Origin of the sequence: Pseudomonas sp. QL9, assembly GCF_041409665.1 — a bacterium.
Classification (GTDB): domain Bacteria; phylum Pseudomonadota; class Gammaproteobacteria; order Pseudomonadales; family Pseudomonadaceae; genus Pseudomonas; species Pseudomonas knackmussii.
The window spans coordinates 1,879,394-1,895,537 of sequence record NZ_CP166971.1; the positions used below are offsets into that span (position 1 = coordinate 1,879,394).

16 protein-coding genes are annotated in these 16,144 nt (G+C 67.2%); 5 read left to right on the forward strand and 11 right to left on the reverse strand.

Annotated elements, in window-relative coordinates; all coding sequences use genetic code 11:
• Positions 1-146: 146 nt before the first annotated feature.
• The 9 genes from ACA097_RS08825 to ACA097_RS08865 form a co-directional block, all read right to left on the reverse strand.
• Complete coding sequence (locus ACA097_RS08825) at positions 147-1,307, reverse strand: D-alanyl-D-alanine carboxypeptidase family protein (protein WP_043249082.1); 1,161 nt, start codon at positions 1,305-1,307, stop codon at positions 147-149.
• A gap of 86 nt (positions 1,308-1,393) precedes the next feature.
• Positions 1,394-2,419, reverse strand: coding sequence for a septal ring lytic transglycosylase RlpA family protein (locus tag ACA097_RS08830; RefSeq protein WP_052355161.1), 1,026 nt, complete (start codon positions 2,417-2,419; stop codon positions 1,394-1,396).
• The gene (gene mltB / locus ACA097_RS08835; protein WP_156957982.1) at positions 2,416-3,438 is read right to left on the reverse strand and encodes a lytic murein transglycosylase B; all 1,023 of its coding nucleotides are present in this window, start codon (positions 3,436-3,438) and stop codon (positions 2,416-2,418) included. The genes ACA097_RS08830 and mltB overlap by 4 nt, the downstream gene beginning before the upstream one ends.
• A gap of 20 nt (positions 3,439-3,458) precedes the next feature.
• Positions 3,459-4,562 carry a rod shape-determining protein RodA gene (rodA, locus tag ACA097_RS08840; RefSeq protein WP_156958110.1) on the reverse strand — a complete coding sequence of 368 codons (1,104 nt, stop codon included), beginning with the start codon at positions 4,560-4,562 and terminating at the stop codon, positions 3,459-3,461.
• A gap of 50 nt (positions 4,563-4,612) precedes the next feature.
• Complete coding sequence (mrdA, locus tag ACA097_RS08845; RefSeq protein WP_043249076.1) at positions 4,613-6,499, reverse strand: penicillin-binding protein 2; 1,887 nt, start codon at positions 6,497-6,499, stop codon at positions 4,613-4,615.
• A 15-nt stretch (positions 6,500-6,514) separates the two neighbouring features.
• Positions 6,515-6,982: a 23S rRNA (pseudouridine(1915)-N(3))-methyltransferase RlmH gene (rlmH, locus tag ACA097_RS08850; protein ID WP_043249074.1), complete on the reverse strand. Its 468-nt coding sequence runs from the start codon at positions 6,980-6,982 to the stop codon at positions 6,515-6,517.
• A 7-nt stretch (positions 6,983-6,989) separates the two neighbouring features.
• A complete protein-coding gene (gene rsfS / locus ACA097_RS08855; RefSeq protein WP_043249073.1) occupies positions 6,990-7,343 on the reverse strand; it encodes a ribosome silencing factor in 354 nt (117 codons plus the stop codon).
• Positions 7,344-7,353: 10 nt separating this feature from the next.
• Entirely contained in the window at positions 7,354-8,016 is a 663-nt protein-coding gene (nadD, locus tag ACA097_RS08860) for a nicotinate-nucleotide adenylyltransferase (RefSeq protein ID WP_160285761.1), read from the reverse strand.
• Entirely contained in the window at positions 8,016-9,281 is a 1,266-nt protein-coding gene (locus ACA097_RS08865; RefSeq protein WP_371369815.1) for a glutamate-5-semialdehyde dehydrogenase, read from the reverse strand. The genes nadD and ACA097_RS08865 overlap by 1 nt, the downstream gene beginning before the upstream one ends.
• 302 nt (positions 9,282-9,583) lie before the next feature.
• On the opposite strand from ACA097_RS08865, the gene ACA097_RS08870 reads away from it, so the two are divergent.
• Positions 9,584-10,810, forward strand: a complete 1,227-nt coding sequence (locus ACA097_RS08870; protein WP_371369817.1) for an alpha/beta fold hydrolase — start codon at positions 9,584-9,586, stop codon at positions 10,808-10,810.
• 42 nt (positions 10,811-10,852) lie between these two features.
• Here the strand turns inward: ACA097_RS08870 and ACA097_RS08875 are convergent, their stop codons facing one another.
• Positions 10,853-11,707, reverse strand: coding sequence for a class I SAM-dependent methyltransferase (locus ACA097_RS08875; RefSeq protein ID WP_043249066.1), 855 nt, complete (start codon positions 11,705-11,707; stop codon positions 10,853-10,855).
• A 62-nt stretch (positions 11,708-11,769) separates the two neighbouring features.
• Between ACA097_RS08875 and ACA097_RS08880 the strand changes: the two genes are divergently transcribed.
• Both ACA097_RS08880 and ACA097_RS08885 read left to right on the forward strand, forming a co-directional pair.
• The gene (locus ACA097_RS08880; RefSeq protein WP_371369819.1) at positions 11,770-12,489 is read left to right on the forward strand and encodes a DNA-3-methyladenine glycosylase; all 720 of its coding nucleotides are present in this window, start codon (positions 11,770-11,772) and stop codon (positions 12,487-12,489) included.
• Positions 12,486-13,799: a bifunctional DedA family/phosphatase PAP2 family protein gene (locus tag ACA097_RS08885; RefSeq protein WP_371369821.1), complete on the forward strand. Its 1,314-nt coding sequence runs from the start codon at positions 12,486-12,488 to the stop codon at positions 13,797-13,799. The genes ACA097_RS08880 and ACA097_RS08885 overlap by 4 nt, the downstream gene beginning before the upstream one ends.
• Here the strand turns inward: ACA097_RS08885 and ACA097_RS08890 are convergent.
• A complete protein-coding gene (locus ACA097_RS08890; protein WP_371369823.1) occupies positions 13,796-14,710 on the reverse strand; it encodes a LysR family transcriptional regulator in 915 nt (304 codons plus the stop codon). The genes ACA097_RS08885 and ACA097_RS08890 overlap by 4 nt on opposite strands.
• A 102-nt stretch (positions 14,711-14,812) precedes the next feature.
• Here ACA097_RS08890 and ACA097_RS08895 point away from each other — a divergent pair, with 102 nt between their 5' ends.
• Both ACA097_RS08895 and ACA097_RS08900 read left to right on the forward strand, forming a co-directional pair.
• Positions 14,813-15,106, forward strand: a complete 294-nt coding sequence (locus tag ACA097_RS08895; protein ID WP_371369825.1) for a putative quinol monooxygenase — start codon at positions 14,813-14,815, stop codon at positions 15,104-15,106.
• 11 nt (positions 15,107-15,117) lie between these two features.
• Positions 15,118-16,131 (forward strand): zinc-binding alcohol dehydrogenase family protein, encoded by a 1,014-nt coding sequence (locus tag ACA097_RS08900; RefSeq protein ID WP_371369827.1) that lies wholly within the window; start codon positions 15,118-15,120, stop codon positions 16,129-16,131.
• Positions 16,132-16,144 lie beyond the last annotated feature (13 nt).

Here is a 16,144-nt window from a genome sequence, read left to right on the forward strand (position 1 = left end):
GGCTTCCGGATGGATAGGACCTGACGGCTGCCGAGACCGCGGCGGTGCGTCGGTCAGTCGCAGGCGCGCATTTTACCTGAGTAAAGGGCGCGCATGCGCGGGAATTGCCGGGCTTGTATACAAAAGTTCAAGCCCGGCAATCGGGGTCAGTTGAACAGACCGTAGAAGAACAGGCGGAGGCTGTCCCACAGGCGACGGATGAAACCGCCTTCCTCGACACCGTTCAGGGCTACCAGGTCGGAGGTACGCACCACCTTGTCGCCCATCTTCACTTCCACCTTGCCAATCACCTGACCCTGCTGGATCGGGGCCATCAGCTGCGGCTGCATGACCATGGTGGCTTGCAGTTGCTTGAGCTGGCCGCGCGGCACGGTCATGGTCAGGTCTTCGGCGAGGCCGGCCTTCACTTCATGCTCGGAGCCTTTCCAGACCAGGGCCTTGGTCAGCTCGGCGCCCTTCTTGTAGAAGGTCTGCGATTCGAAGAAGCGGAAGCCGTAGGTCAGCAGCTTCTGGGTCTCGGCGGCACGGGCCTGCTCGCTGTTGGTGCCGAACACCACGGCGATCATGCGCTGGCCGTCGCGTACGGCGGAAGCCACCAGGCAGTAGCCGGCTTCTTCGGTGTGGCCGGTCTTCAGGCCGTCGACGGTCTTGTCACGCCACAGCAGCAGGTTGCGGTTCGGCTGCTTGATGTTGTTCCAGAAGAATTCCTTCTGCGCGTAGATCGCGTAGTGGGTCGGCTCGCCGTAGATGATCGCGCGGGCCAGCAGCGCCATGTCGTGGGCCGACGAGTAGTGCTCGGGGTTCGGCAGGCCGGTGGCGTCCATGAAGTGGGAGTTGCTCATGCCCAGCTTCTGCGCAGTGTTGTTCATCATGTCGGCGAAGGCGTCTTCGCTGCCGGCGATATGCTCGGCCAGGGCGACCGAGGCGTCGTTGCCGGACTGGATGATGATGCCGTGCAGCAGGTCGCTGACAGACACCTGCGAACCGAGCTTGATGAACATCCGCGAGCCGCCGGTGCGCCAGGCGTGTTCGCTGACGGTGACCAGGTCGTCTTCCTTGATGCGGCCGCCCTCGATCTCCTTGGTGGCGATGTAGGCGGTCATCAGCTTGGTCAGGCTCGCCGGTGGCAGGCGCTCGTCGGCATTGTTCTCGACCAGGATCTGGCCACTGGCGCCGTCCATCAGCACCCAGGCCTTGGCTGCCAGCTGCGGTGCGGCGGGCACGACGGATTCAGCGGCCCAGCTGGCCACGGGGGCGCTGAGCAGCACGAGCATGGAAAGTCGTTTGGCGATGTTGAAGATATTCATCCGTCTCTCTGGGTTTCGCTAATGGTCAAACAATCCCTTGGGGGAATTCCTGGGGCGGCCTCTGGCGGGCCGCTCGGGCGCGCCGGTCAGTCCGGACGCACCAGTTTGGGTTGGCCGAGATTGGCCACGCGGATGCTGTCCTGCATCCGATTCGCTTCATCCGGCGTTCCGATCGGCCCCAGACGCACCCGGTGCAAGGTCTGTTTGTTGACCACGACCGAGCTGATAAAGACCTGGGCCCCAGTCAGGCCGCTGAGCTTCTCCCTGAGGAGCTCGGCAGCGTCCGGGTTGGCGAAGGCACCCACCTGGAGATACAGGCCATCGGCTGGTAATGAAGCGTTTTTTTTTGAGTCGATCTGCACCGGAGCCGGCGGCTCCGCATGCTGCGCCGGCGGCGGCGTGTAGACCTCGATCGGCTGCGCCATGGCCACGGCCTGAGGTTGCGCTGCAGCCGGTGCGGGCTGTACCGGAGCCATCTTCGGCTGCGCCAGGACCATGGGCACCGGACGGCCCTGAGCAGCCCACCAGCGTACCGGGTCGATGCCTTCGACCTTGACCCGGGCGGTGCCGACTTCGGCATAGCCGAGCTTCTTGGCGGCAGCGAAGGACAGGTCGATGACCCGGTCGGAGTAGAACGGACCGCGGTCGTTGACGCGGACGATCACGCTCTTGCCGTTGTCCAGGTTGGTCACCCGGACGTAGCTGGGCAGCGGCAGCGTCTTGTGCGCGGCGGTCATGCCGTACAGGTCGTACATCTCGCCGTTGGCGGTGGCCTGGCCATGGAACTTGGTGCCGTACCAGGATGCCGTGCCGGTGACGGCGTAGGTGCGCGCGTCGTTCAGCGGGTAGTAGGTCTTGCCCAGCACCGTGTAGGGGTTGTTCTTCAGCGGGCCGTTGTGCGGCATCGGCACCGCGTCGGGAATGCGCGAGACGTCGACGTCCCACCAGGGCGCGCCGTCGCGGTGCGGACGGTTGTAGTCCATCGGACCGGACATGCCGCCGGAGGTCTGCTGCGGCGGACGGCTGCTGGTGCAGCTGGCCAGCAGCACGACGCCCAGCCCGAAGCTGGCGGCGACCGACCAGAAACGCGGATTCCCCAATCGCTTGCTCAATGGACACCTCGCACGCGGACGATCTCGTCGGCCAGCTGGTGGACCGCCATGGCGTACATGGCGCTGCGGTTGTAACGGGTGATCACGTAGAAGTTCGGCAGGCCGACCCAGTATTCGGGGCCATTCTCGCCGTCGAAGCGGATGGCGGTGACCTTCAGGTCGTCCGGCAGCACGTCATGGGTGCGCCAGCCGGCAGCGCGCAGCTGACCAAGGTTCATCTGCGGGTCGAGGCCCGGAGTCACGGCGTCCTGGGCGCTGTCGACGCCGAGGTCAGCCTGCGACACCACCGGCTGCCCGGCTTGCCAGCCGTGCTGCTTGAAGTAGCTGGCGACGCTGCCGATGGCATCGGTCGGGTCGTTCCAGATGTTGATGTGGCCGTCGCCGTCGAAGTCCACGGCATAGGCGCGGAAGCTGCTCGGCATGAACTGCGGCAGGCCCATGGCGCCGGCGTAGGAGCCGTTCAGGCTGAGCGGATCGACCTGCTGCTCGCGGGCCAGCAGAAGGAACTGCTTGAGCTCCTTGCGGAAGAAGTCGGCGCGCGGCGGGTAGTCGAAGCCCAGGGTGGAGAGTGCGTCCATCACCCGGTAACGGCCGGTATTGCGGCCGAAGAAGGTTTCCACGCCGATGATCGCCACTATGTATTGCGCGGGAACGCCGTAGGTCTTCTCGGCGCGGGCCAGGGCCTCGGCATTCTGGTTCCAGAAGTCGGCGCCGGCCTTGATGCGTGCATCGGTAATGAAGATCGGCCGGTATTCCTTCCAGGCCTTGACCCGCTCGGCGGGCTTGGAGATGGCGTCGAGAATGGATTGCTTGCGCTCGACATCGTGGAACAGCGAAAGCAGCTGCTCGTCGGCGAAGCCGTAGTCGCGGGTCATCTCGTTGACGAACTCCGCAACCTGCGGCGAGCCGTCGTAGTCGCCCGCATGCGCAGCGCCGCCGAAGCCGATCGCCCCCGCGAGACCGACCCAATGGACACCCCTGGCTGCCCATTCGCGCAGTATCTGCATTCCTTTCTTCACTCTTGTCTCAACGCTTGAATTCAAACCTGGGCGATCCATTTCCGGTGGGTATGAATCGACATCAAAACCCCGAACCCTGACAGCAGCGTCACCAGCGAAGTTCCGCCGTAGCTGATGAAGGGAAGCGGCACCCCCACCACCGGCAGCAGACCGCTGACCATGCCGATGTTGACGAACACGTAGACGAAGAAGGTCATGGTGATGCTGCCGGCCAGCAGCTTGCCGTACAGCGTCTGTGCCTGCGCGGTAATCACCAGTCCGCGGTAGATCACCAGCAGGTAAAGGGTCAGCAGCAGGCACACCCCCACCAGGCCGAACTCTTCGCCGAGCACGGCAATGATAAAGTCCGTATGGCTTTCCGGCAAAAAATCCAGATGCGACTGAGTGCCCATCAGCCAACCCTTACCGAATACTCCGCCCGATCCGATGGCCGCTTTCGACTGGATGATGTTCCAGCCGGTACCCAACGGATCGCTCTCCGGGTCGAGGAAGGTCAGCACGCGCTGCTTCTGGTAGTCGTGCATGACGAAGAACCACATCGCCACCGCCACCGGCACCGCCGCAGTCACCGCGCCGAAGATCCAGCGCCACTGCAGGCCGCCGACGAACAGCACGAAGGCCCCCGAGGCGAGCACCAGCATCGCAGTACCCAGGTCCGGCTGCTTGAGGATCAGCACGAAGGGCACGCCGATCAGCGCCAGGCTGATCACCAGATGCTTGAGGTTGGGCGGCAGGTTGCGCTTGGACATGTACCAGGCGAGCGTCATCGGCATGAACAGCTTCATGAACTCCGCCGGCTGGAAGCGGATCACCCCGGGGATGTTGATCCAGCGCGTGGCGCCCATGGCGTTGTGGCCCATGACGTCCACCGCCACCAGCAGCAGTACGCCGAGCACGTAGCCCAGCGGCACCCAGCGCGCGAGGAAGCGCGGTTCGACCTGGGCGATGACGAACATCATCACCAGGCCCAGGCCGAAGGACGAGGCCTGCTTGATCAGCAGGTCCCAGCTCTTGCCGCTGGCCGAATAGAGGACGAACAGGCCCGCGGCGCCGAGGATCAGCAGCAGGAGCAGCAGCAGCCCGTCGATGTGCAGACGCTGCAGCAGGCTGGCCCGCCGCTTCATCACGTCCTCGTTGGACAGCGTGCGGTCGAAGTTGGGGTTCATGTTCATGCTCATGGCTTCTGCACCTGCGCCACCTGCGGCGCATACTCGGGCTTGAGCTTGCCGTTCTCGTCGAGCAGCCAGGCGTCCATCACCTGCTTGAGCACTGGAGCGGCGACGCCGGAGCCGGACTCGCCGTTCTCCACCATCACCGAGACGGCGATCTGCGGGTTGTCCGCCGGAGCGAAGCCGACGAACAGCGCGTGGTCGCGGGTCCGTTCGGAGAGCTTGGAGCGGTCGTATTTCTCGTTCTGCTTGATCGCCACCACCTGCGCGGTACCGGACTTGCCGGCGATGCGGTAGACCGAGGTGGCGCCGACCTTGTGCGCCGTGCCGCGGGCATTGTGCACCACCTGCTGCATGTCCGAATCGATCATTTCCCAGTTGCCCGGTTCGCGCAGGTCGATGTCCGGCATCGGTTCCGGGTCGGCTGGCGGCTGGCCTTCGATGGTCTTGGCCAGGTGCGGGCGGATCCACTTGCCGTGGTTGGCGATCAGCGCGGTCATCTGCGCGAGCTGCAGCGGCGTGGCCTGCATGTAGCCCTGGCCGATGCCGAGGATCAGGGTTTCCCCCGGGAACCAGACCTGCCGGCGGGTGATGCGCTTCCAGTCGCGCGAAGGCATCAGGCCAGGCGATTCGCCGTACATGTCCAGGGCCACGCGCTGGCCGAAGCCGAAGCGGCTCATGTAGTCGTGCAGCCTGTCGATGCCGAGCTTGTGGGCGAGGTCGTAGAAGTAGGTGTCGTTGGACCGCATGATCGCGGTTTCCAGGTTCACCCAGCCTTCGCCTGAATGGTTCCAGTTGCGGTACTTGTGGTCGTAGTTCGGCAACTGGTAGTAGCCCGGGTCGAAGATCCGCGAGCTCGGCGTCACAACGCCCGCGTCGAGGCCGGCGATGGCCACCGCCGGTTTCACCGTCGAGCCCGGCGGGTAGAGGCCGCGCAGCACGCGGTTGTACAGCGGACGGTCGATGGAATCGCGCAGCGCCGAGTAATCCTTGAAGCTGATGCCGGTGACGAACAGGTTGGGGTCGTAGCTCGGCTGGCTGACCATCGCCAGCACCTCACCGGTGGACGGCTGGATCGCCACGATGGCGCCGCGGCGCCCACCCAGGGCCTCCTCGGCCTTGGCCTGCAGCTTGCTGTCGATGCTCAGGACGATGTCCTTGCCCGGCACCGGGTCGGTGCGCTTGAGCACGCGCAGGACGCGGCCGCGGGCGTTGGTCTCGACCTCCTCGTAGCCCACGGTGCCGTGCAGCTGGGCCTCGTAGAACTTCTCCACGCCGGTCTTGCCGATGTGGTGGGTGCCGGCGTAGTTGACCGGGTCGAGGATCTTCAGCTCCGGTTCGTTGATCCGCCCGACGTAGCCGACCGAGTGGGCGAAGTGCTCGCCCAGCGGGTAGTGGCGGACGAACTGCGCGGTGACATCGATACCGGGCAGGCGGTACTGGTTCACCGCGATGCGGGCGATCTGCTCTTCCGACAGCTCGAACATGATCGGCACCGGCTCGAACGGCCGCCGGCCCTGCTTCATACGCTTCTCGAAGATCGCGCGGTCTTCCTCGGTCAGCCCGAGGATGTCCACCAGGAACTGCAGCTCCTGCTTCAGGTTCTCGGTGCGTTCGCGGGTCACCGTGAGGCTGAAGCTCGGCCGGTTGTCGGCGATCAGCACACCGTTGCGGTCGTAGATCAGGCCGCGGGTCGGCGGGATAGGCTGGACGTGGACGCGGTTGTTCTCCGACAGCGTCGAGTGATACTCGTACTGCGTGACCTGCAGGTGGTACATGCGCGCCACCAGCACCAGCGCCAGGATGAACACCGCCACCGCGCCGACGACGACCCGGCTGCGTACCAGGCGGGCGTCCTTTTCGTGGTCTTTGAGTTGAATCGGCTGCGGCATCGGGTACGACTACGGCTACTTGTGGTACGGGTGCCCGGACAGCACGGTCCAGGCCCTGTAGATCTGCTCACCCACGAGGATGCGCACCAGCGGATGCGGCAGCGTCAGCGGCGACAGCGACCAGCGTTGCTCGCTGCGCGCGCAGACCTCCGGCGCCAGCCCTTCCGGGCCGCCGACCATGAGGTTCACGGTGCGCGCGTCGAGGCGCCAGCGATCGAGCTCGGAAGCCAGCTGCGGCGTGCTCCAGGGCTTGCCCTCGACTTCCAGGGTGACGATCTTCTCCCCCGGCTGGACCTTGGCCAGCATGGCCTCGCCTTCCTGGCGGATCAGCCGCGCCACGTCGGCATTCTTGCCGCGGGTGTTCAGCGGGATCTCCACCAGTTCGAGGGACAGCTCGGCGGGCAGGCGTTTGACATACTCCTGCCACCCCTCCTCGACCCATCGCGGCATGCGCGAGCCGACTGCGATCAGACGCAGACGCAACGCCGAATCACTCGCCGCTGTGGTGGGCGCGGCTCTGTTCGGCGCCCTGCCACAGGCGCTCGAGGTCGTAGAACTGGCGGGTGGCCGGCTGCATGACGTGGACGACGACGTTGCCCAGGTCGATCAGCACCCACTCGCCGCCTTCCTGACCTTCGCTGCCGATCGGCTTGACGCCCTGCTCCTTGACCTTCTCCAGGACGTTGTCGGCGAGCGACTTGACCTGGCGGCTGGAGGAACCGGTGGCGATGACCATGGTGTCGGTGATGCTGGTTTTGTCGCGCACGTCGATGGCCAGGATGTCCTGGGCCTTCATATCTTCAAGAGCGGCGATGGCCAGCTCGACCAGTTGTTCGGTTTGCATGAATGACTCTCTAGTTTGTCTGGGGCGCGCGATACAGCTCGTGCGCCTCGATGTAGTTCAATACCGCGTCCGGCACCAGGAAGCGCGGCGAGCGCCCCTGCACCAGGAGGGCGCGGATCTGGGTGGCGGACACTGCCAGGGGCGTCTGCCAGATGAAGGTGACCTGCCCGGCCGCGCCACTCAGGGCATTGGGGTCGGCCACGCTGCGCGCCGCAAGCAGATCGCGCAGGGCTTCGGGCGCCTCCATGTCGGCGTCCGGGCGCTGCAGCACGGCCAGGTGGCAGTGCTGCAGCAGTTCTTCCCAGCGGTGCCAGGTCGGCAGGCCGCAGAAAGCGTCCCAACCCACCAGCAGCACCAGCTGCACGTCCTTTCCCAGCTCCGCGCGAAGCGACTCCAGGGTGTCGATGGTGTAGGACGGTTTATCACGCTGCAGCTCGCGGTCATCGACCCGCAGCGGCGCGACGCCGGCGACGGCCAGTTCGACCATCGCCAGGCGTTGTTGTGCCGACACCCGCGGCGTTTCCCGATGCGGCGGGCGCGCTGCCGGCAGCAGGCGCAGCTCGTCGAGGCCGAGCAGCTCGGCGGTCTCCAGCGCGCTGCGCAGGTGACCGATGTGCACCGGGTCGAACGTACCGCCGAACAGGCCGATACGCCGCGGGGAAGCCTTGCTCATCAGGTGCGCACGTGCCCGTCGCCGAACACCACGTATTTCTCGCTGGTCAGGCCTTCCAGGCCGACGGGGCCACGGGCATGCAGCTTGTCGGTGGAAATGCCGATCTCCGCGCCCAGGCCGTACTCGAAGCCGTCGGCGAAGCGGGTCGAGGCGTTGACCATGACCGACGCCGAGTCCACTTCGGCGAGGAAGCGCCGGGCGTTGCTGAAGTTTTCGCTGACGATGGCGTCGGTGTGCTGCGAGCCGTAGGTGTTGATGTGCTCGATGGCCGCGTCCAGGTCGTCGACGATGCGGATCGACAGGATCGGCGCGTTGTATTCGGTGCGCCAGTCTTCCTCGGTGGCTTCCAGCACATCCGCACCCAGCAGCGCGCGAGTCGCGGCGTCGCCACGCAGCTCAACGCCCTTGTCGCGGTAGATGGCGGCCAGCGGCGGCAGTACGCGGGCGGCGATGGCCTGGTGCACCAGCAGGGTTTCCATGGTGTTGCACGGCGCGTAGCGCTGGGTCTTGGCGTTGTCGGCGATGCGGATGGCCTTGTCGAGGTCGGCCGACTCGTCGATGAACACGTGGCAGATGCCGTCCAGGTGCTTGATCACCGGCACCTTGGCGTCGCGGCTGATGCGCTCGATCAGGCCCTTGCCACCGCGCGGAACGATGACGTCGACGAACTCGGGCATGCTGATCAGCGCGCCCACGGCAGCGCGGTCGGTGGTTTCCACCACCTGCACGGCAGCCGCCGGCAGGCCGGACTGGGCCAGGCCGAGCTGGATGCACTTGGCGATCGCCTGGTTCGAATGAATGGCCTCGGAGCCGCCGCGCAGGATGGTTGCGTTGCCCGACTTCAGGCACAGGCTGGCGGCGTCGATGGTCACGTTGGGACGCGATTCGTAGATGATCCCGACCACGCCCAGCGGCACGCGCATCTTGCCGATCTGGATGCCCGAGGGGACGAAGCGCATGTCGCGGATCTCGCCGATCGGGTCAGGCAGCTTGGCGACCTGGCGCAGGCCTTCGATCATGTCGTCGATGCGTGCCGGGGTCAGCGCCAGGCGGTCCAGCATGGCTGGCTCCAGCCCGTTGGCGCGGCCGTTGGCCAGATCCAGTTCATTGGCCTGGGCCAGCTCGGCGCGGGCGGCATCCAGGGCATCGGCGGCGGCCAGCAGGGCGGCGTTCTTCTGCGCGGTGGAGGCGCGCGCGAGGACGCGGGAAGCGTCGCGTGCGGCGCGGCCCAGGCGGCTCATGTAATCGAGGACGGACTCGGTCATGGTTCTACGCGTCTTGCGTGAGGGAAATGCGCGATTATAGCGATCCGCCCCCCTCCCGCCCAGCCACAGCAGCCAACCGGTAGACAGCCCGTCACGCCGACCATCCGGTAACGCCAGCGGCCGCCGCCTCGCCGGGCGCCGCCGCGAGACGGTGACACCCGCCCCTTCGCGCCGCCCGAAGGTTGGGTAAACAAAAAGACCCCTTCTGTCTACCTTGGTCCTGCCGGCACCCGATGCCAGCCCTTCGCCACTAGCACGCCAGGGAATAACGATAAGAGGCGGCCCACCGCCGGAGATTCGCCATGCGCTATCGCACCGATTACAGCGCCCAGGCCCTCACTGCCCCTCCGGCGGTGCTCGAACTGGGACGCTGGCAACTGCATTACCAGGCGTTCGCCCTGCGCGCCGACGACGCGCGCCCGCCCGTCCTGCTGCTGGGCGGGGCGTTCCAGAGCTTCCGTTCCTTCGCCAGCGAGGTCAGCGAACTGCTCGCCGAGCACCCGGTGATCCTGCTCGACCTGCCCAGCCAGGGCGGCAACCTGCAGCTCGCCCCGGAGCTCAGCCTGGAAGACCTCGCCGACCTGATCGCCGCCTTCGCCGAGGAACTGCAACTGCCGCCGCTGATGCCGATCGGCCTGTCCTACGGCTCGGCGCTGGCTGCCCTGTTCGCCGCCCGTCATCCGCGGCGCTGCGCGCGCCTGCTGCTGGCCGGCATCACCGCCTTCGGCCGCCCCGGCGCCCGCGCCCTGCTGGAAGAGGCCCTCGCCCGGCTCGACCTGGGCCAGCACGAGCCCTTCGCCAACGGCGTGCTGACCGGCCTGGTCAACCCGCTGCGGCTGGCCGACACCGGCGTTTCCCCGGTCTTCCGCAAGGCCCTGCTGCGCCAGCTGCAGCGCCTCACTCCGGCAGAAGTCGAGCGCTATCGGCAGAACAGCCGCAGGCTGCTCGCCTTCGGCGGCTTCGAGCGCCATCCGCAGTGCCCGACCCTGGTGCTGGCCGGCGAATACGACCACTTCACCCAGCCCTGGGAACACGCCGAGTTCGCCCACGCCTGCGCCGACGCCGAATTCGCCCTGATCCACGATGCCGACCACCTGGCGCAGTTCGAGCGGCGCGGCGCCTGCGCCCGGCTCTACACGCCTTTCCTGGATGGCCAGGCACTACCGCCGAACGCTGCCGGCAGCACGCGTTTCCAGCGCCAGCAACTGCTGCATCTGGAGCGCCGCTTCGAGCCACGCCTGCCGCCGGCACAGCCGCGCGCCCTGCTGCGCCACGCCGATGGCGGCGAATGGCCGTGCGAGTTGGCGGAGCTGGGGTACTTCGGCGGTCTGGTCCGCGCCGAACTGCCACGGGATATCCCCCAACGCGGCTGGCGTTTGGCCGCCAGCGGCATGGCCGAACTGGACGTATTGCCGCTGCGCCGCACGGCAGACGGCTTCGCCTTCATCTTCCCCCACGGCGAACCGCAGGCCAGCGCCACGCTCGCGGCAGTCGTGGTGCCGATGCAACAAGGCGCCCGCGCCGCGTAATGCGTTGGAGTAACGGTGTACAACCGCGAACGGTTGTACGCCCTACGTCCTCGCCTCGATCACCCGCACCAGGCTTGGCATACGCCCCTGCGCAAGGCCCAGCTCGGCACTGTGCTCCTGCGGGTTGAGCACATCCACGGCGGCAAATCCGCAGCGGCGGAAGGCTTCGGCGATCTCCGCCTCGCTGCGGTAATGCAGTGGATAACCGCCGCGGGTCAGCCGGCCGATCAGCCCGACGCCCCAGCGGATCTGCCGGTAGCGCGGGTGCTCGCGCAGGTCGGGGTAAAGCTCGGTGAGGTAGGTAGCTTGCGGGAAGTCGGCCAATACCCGTGCCAGGCGCGTCCAGAAATCCTCGATCAGCGGGCGCTGGAAGTAGTTCACCAGGCCCTCGGTGATAACCACCAAGGGGCGCTTGCGGTCGAGATTGGCAAAGAGTGCGGAGAGGCTCTGCGGCCCGTCCTCGGCAAGAATGTCCACGCTGCGCACGCGGTGGCGTTCGTCGAGCCAGCCTTGGCCGTCGAGCAACGCCGCCTTGCGCGCAGCCATTGGCGGCAGGTCGGCCTCAAGGTAATCGAGCTGCGGATAACGCTGGCGGAAGCGTCTTCCGCGAGGAGACAGGCCGCAGGCGATCTCGACTACCTGGGTCGCGCCGCGCTGTTCGATGGCCTGGCGCAGTTGTGCATCTATCAACAGATGGCGCTGCAGCAGGAAGTCCTCGATGTCGAGACCGAAGCCCAGGCGCGCGCCCCAGTTGATCGGCGTCACGCAGCCGTGCACCCAGCGCCCGAAGGCGGTGGCGAAGGCCGGCTCGGCGAGCTGGTGACGGAACCAGACATAACCGGTGTAGTGCGCACTGGGGGTGATGTGCGCGCTGTCGGCACGGACGCGTTCAGTCATGATTCAGTCTCTTGTTGTTATCATCCGCCAGCCTAAGAGCGCCCTGCGACCACGACAATCCCATGCCCGCCGATCCCATCCTTGGTTTGCCCTGGGCCGACGCCCGCCCGCTGCCCGACGCCTTCTTCGACCGCGACGCCCAGACCGTAGCCCGCGAACTGCTGGGCAAGATCATCCGTCACCGCGTCGGCGACCTCTGGCTGTCGGCGCGGATCATCGAGACCGAAGCCTATTACCTGGCCGAGAAAGGCAGCCACGCCTCGCTCGGCTACACCGAGAAGCGCAAGGCGCTGTTCCTCGACGGCGGGCACATCTACATGTACTACGCGCGCGGCGGCGACTCACTGAACTTCAGCGCCGGCGGTGCCGGCAATGCGGTGCTGATCAAGTCCGGCCACCCGTGGATGGACCGCATGAGCGGCGACGAAGCCATCGCCCATATGCGCCAGCTCAACCCAGCCGCCGACGGCGGAGAGCGCCCGCTGGGCAAGCTCTGCGCCGGCCAGACGCTCCTGTGCAAGGCCATGGGCCTGAAGGTGCCGGACTGGGACGCGCAGCGCTTCGACACCGACCGGCTGTTCGTCGACGACATCGGCGAGCGCCCCGCGCAGGTCATCCAGACCACCCGCCTGGGCATTCCCCACGGCCGCGACGAACACCTGATGTATCGCTTCGTCGATGCCGCCTTCGCGCCCTTCTGCACACGAAACCCCTTGCGCCGCGGCCAGGTCGAAGGCCGTGACTACTATCTGCTGGACAGCTCGGAAGCCCATCGCCCATGAACCTGGAAGTCTTCAACCAGTGGATCGCCAGCCATCCGCAATGGCTCGGCCTGATCGTCTTCCTCGTCGCATTCCTCGAATGCGCGGCCGTAGTCGGCCTGGTGCTGCCCGGCGTGGTGATGCTCTTCGCCCTGGCCTTGCTTGCCGGTGGCGGGGCGTTGGGGCTGGGCGAGACGCTGCTGCTGGCGTTCGCCGGCGGCATGCTCGGCGACCTGTCGTCGTACTGGCTGGGCCGGCGCTTCCACCAGGACATCCGCCGCCTGCCGTTGCTGCGCCATCACCCGGAATGGCTGGCCGGCGCCGAGGGCTTCGTTTCCCGCTATGGCGTCGCGAGCCTGCTGGTCGGACGCTTCATCGGCGCCTTGCGGCCGTTCCTGCCGCTGGTGGCAGGCATGCTCGACATGCCCTTCGGGCGCTTCCTGGCGGTCTCGATCCTGGCCGCCGGCGGCTGGTCGGTAGCCTACCTCCTGCCCGGCTGGACCACCGGCGCGGCGCTGCGCCTGCCGCTGCCGGAAGGTTTCTGGCCGGAACTGGCGGTGATCGCCGGCGGCCTGGCGCTGCTCGGCGCCCCCCTGATCCACGCCAATCTCAAGGGCCATCGGCACACCACGCCGATCGCCGCCGGGCTCAGCCTCGCGCTGCTGCTGGCGCTGCTGATCGGCTGGCCGCACCTGGATGCCCTCGACCACGGCCTGATGACGCTGGTGCAGGAAGAGCGCCATCCGCTGCTCGACCAGGTGATGGTGGCAGTGACCCGCCTTGGCGACTTCCGCACCCAGCTCATCGTCGGCGTACTGCTCAGCGCCCTGCTGCTGGTCTTCCGCCAGTGGCGCCAGGCGTTTTTCGCTGGTGGAGCCCTGCTGGCAACGGCACTGGCCAACGGCGGGCTCAAGCACCTGTTCGCCCGCGCCCGCCCGGAGGTGATCGCCGATCCGTTGAGCGCTTTCAGCATGCCCAGCGGCCACGCTTCGGCGTCCTTCGCCTGCTTCCTCGTGCTCGGCGTGCTGGCCAGCCGCGAGAGCTCGCCGCGGGTGCGGCTGACCTGGCTATTGCTGGCGATGCTGCCGGCCACCTGGATCGCCGGGTCGCGCATCTACCTGGGCGCGCACTGGCCGAGCGACGTGATCGCCGGCGCGCTGCTGGCCGCTGGCGTCTGCGCCGCCGCGCTCGGCCTGGCGCAGTGGCATCAGCCGCTGCCGGCGCTGCCGAAGCGGGTCTGGTGGTGGATCGTGCCGGCGTTGCTGCTGGTGTTAGGCCTGTCCGTCGGCTGGGACCTGAACCTCGCCGTGGCGCGCTACCGACCGCTCTAACGCCCGGGGCGCTCGCGCTGCAACTCGGCGCATCGCTGCTGGATGAACTCGCGTAGCAGAGTCACCGGCCGACTCAGTTGCGCGCGGTGGGTGCAGAACAGGTTCAGCGGTGCCGGCTCGCCCTGGTAGTCCGCCAACACCACTTCCAGGCGTCCGGCGCGCACGTCGGCCGCCACGTCCAGCCAGGACTTGTAGACCAGCCCTCGCCCCGCTACCGCCCAGCGCCGCACCACGTCGGCATCGTCGCAGACGCGGTCGCCGCTCACCGTCACCACCTGGCTGCGCTTGCCGTCGGCAAAGCTCCAGCGTTCGTGGGCGCGCCCGCCGAGCATGTACAGCAGGCAGTTGTGCCGCAGCAGGTCCTCCGGCTGCTGCGGCCGGCCATGCCGCGCGAAGTACGCCGGCGCGCCGCAGAGCACGCGGCGGTTGTCGGCATCCAGGGGCAACGCCACCAGGCTGGAGTCCGGCGGCTGGCCAAGACGGATCGCCACATCCACCGGCTGGCGGTAGAGGTCGGCCTGGCGGTCGCTGATGAGCAGGCGCAGCTGCAGGCGCGGATGCTGCGCCTGGAACTCGTCGAACCATGGCAGCAAGACGTTGCGCCCCAGATCGGAAGGCGCCGAGACCTGCAAGACCCCTGCGATCTCGCTGCGCCCGCCGGCCAGCAGCTGGCGGCCATCCTCCAGGCTCTGCAGCGAAGCGCGGGCGTGAACCAGGAACAGCTCGCCCTCTGCGGTTAGCCGCAAGCTGCGCGTGGAGCGCGCGAACAGCCGCGTTTGCAGCGCCGCCTCCAGACGCTTGAGCGCCGCGCTGGCCACGGCCGGCGAGACGTCCAGCTCGCGGGCGGCGGCGGACAGACTGCCGCGCTCGGCCGTGCGAACGAATACCTGGAGGTCATCTAGACGCAGCATTTTCAATTTTCCTTTGAAAGAGACTTTCTTCCTACCCGGTTTTTCTTCGCCACGAAAGAGCGGAGCATGCGCCCATCGTTCACCCCGCAAGGACCGAGCCCCATGAGCACTCCGTTGACCCTGATCGCCATCATCCGTGCCAAACCCGGGCGCGCCGACGTCCTGCAGGCGCAGTTGGCCGAACTGCGCGTTCCCTCGCGCGCCGAAGCCGGCTGCATCCAGTACGACATGCACCGCGACCGCAAGGACCCGGACCTGATCTATATGGTCGAGCAATGGCGCGACGAGGCCGCCCTCGCCGAACACGAGGCCAGCGAGCACTTCCAGGCCTTCGTGAAGGCGACCCAGGCAGACCTGGCCGAACTCGATATCCGCCTGATGAACCGAATCGACTGAAGGAGCCCGCCATGAAAGCCATCGGCTACAGCCACAGCCGCCCTATCGACGCAGCCGACACCCTGCTCGACATCCAGTTGCCGGAACCCGTGCCCGGCCCGCGGGACCTGCTGGTGGAAGTGCGCGCCATCTCGGTCAACCCGGTGGACACCAAGGTGCGCCAGCGCGCCGAGCCGCCGGCCGGCGAGTACAAGGTGCTGGGCTGGGACGCCGCCGGCGTGGTCCGCGCGGTGGGCAGCGAAGTGAGCCTGTTCCGCCCCGGCGACAAGGTGTTCTACGCCGGCGACCTGACCCGCCCAGGCAGCAACGCCGAGCTGCAGGTGGTCGACGAACGCATCGTCGGCGCCATGCCGCAGAGCCTCGACTTCGCCCAGGCTGCAGCCCTGCCGCTGACCAGCATCACCGCCTGGGAGCTGCTGTTCGAGCGTCTGCAGATTGCCGAAGGCGCAGCCAGCGCCGGGCAGAGCCTGCTGATCGTCGGCGCCGCCGGCGGCGTCGGCTCGATCCTCACCCAACTCGCCCGCCAACTGACCGGCGCAACCGTGATCGGCACCGCCTCGCGAGCGGACACCCAGGAATGGGTACGCAACCTCGGCGCCCACCATGTGATCGACCACAGCAAGCCGCTGGCCGAGGAACTGAAGCGCATCGGCATCGGCGAAGTGACCCACGTCGCCAGCCTGACCCACACCGACACGCACCTCGAACAAATAGTCGCCAGCCTGCGCCCGCAAGGCCGCCTGGCGCTGATCGATGACCCGGCGAGCCTCAACGTCGGCCTGCTCAAGCAGAAGAGCCTGTCGCTGCACTGGGAGTTCATGTACACCCGCTCGATGTTCCAGACCGACGACATGACCGAACAGCACAAGCTGCTCAACCGCGTCTCGAAGCTCATCGACGAGGGCGTGCTGCGCACCACCCTGGGCGAGCACTTCGGCCGCATCGACGCCGCCAACCTGCGTCGTGCCCATGCGCTGCTGGAGAGCGGCACGGCCAAGGGCAAGATCGTGCTGGAAGGGTTCTGAGGAGGGGGTTGCG

Coding starts and splice junctions, on each gene's coding strand:
- ACA097_RS08885 (WP_371369821.1), top strand. CDS start 12,486: ATGAACCTGGAAGTCTTCAACCAGTGGATCGCCAGCCATCCGCAATGG.
- rodA (WP_156958110.1), bottom strand. CDS start 4,562: ATGAAGCGGCGGGCCAGCCTGCTGCAGCGTCTGCACATCGACGGGCTG.
- ACA097_RS08895 (WP_371369825.1), top strand. CDS start 14,813: ATGAGCACTCCGTTGACCCTGATCGCCATCATCCGTGCCAAACCCGGG.
- ACA097_RS08890 (WP_371369823.1), bottom strand. CDS start 14,710: ATGCTGCGTCTAGATGACCTCCAGGTATTCGTTCGCACGGCCGAGCGC.
- ACA097_RS08900 (WP_371369827.1), top strand. CDS start 15,118: ATGAAAGCCATCGGCTACAGCCACAGCCGCCCTATCGACGCAGCCGAC.
- mrdA (WP_043249076.1), bottom strand. CDS start 6,499: ATGCCGCAGCCGATTCAACTCAAAGACCACGAAAAGGACGCCCGCCTG.
- ACA097_RS08880 (WP_371369819.1), top strand. CDS start 11,770: ATGCCCGCCGATCCCATCCTTGGTTTGCCCTGGGCCGACGCCCGCCCG.
- nadD (WP_160285761.1), bottom strand. CDS start 8,016: ATGAGCAAGGCTTCCCCGCGGCGTATCGGCCTGTTCGGCGGTACGTTC.
- ACA097_RS08865 (WP_371369815.1), bottom strand. CDS start 9,281: ATGACCGAGTCCGTCCTCGATTACATGAGCCGCCTGGGCCGCGCCGCA.
- ACA097_RS08875 (WP_043249066.1), bottom strand. CDS start 11,707: ATGACTGAACGCGTCCGTGCCGACAGCGCGCACATCACCCCCAGTGCG.
- ACA097_RS08825 (WP_043249082.1), bottom strand. CDS start 1,307: ATGAATATCTTCAACATCGCCAAACGACTTTCCATGCTCGTGCTGCTC.
- ACA097_RS08870 (WP_371369817.1), top strand. CDS start 9,584: ATGCGCTATCGCACCGATTACAGCGCCCAGGCCCTCACTGCCCCTCCG.
- rsfS (WP_043249073.1), bottom strand. CDS start 7,343: ATGCAAACCGAACAACTGGTCGAGCTGGCCATCGCCGCTCTTGAAGAT.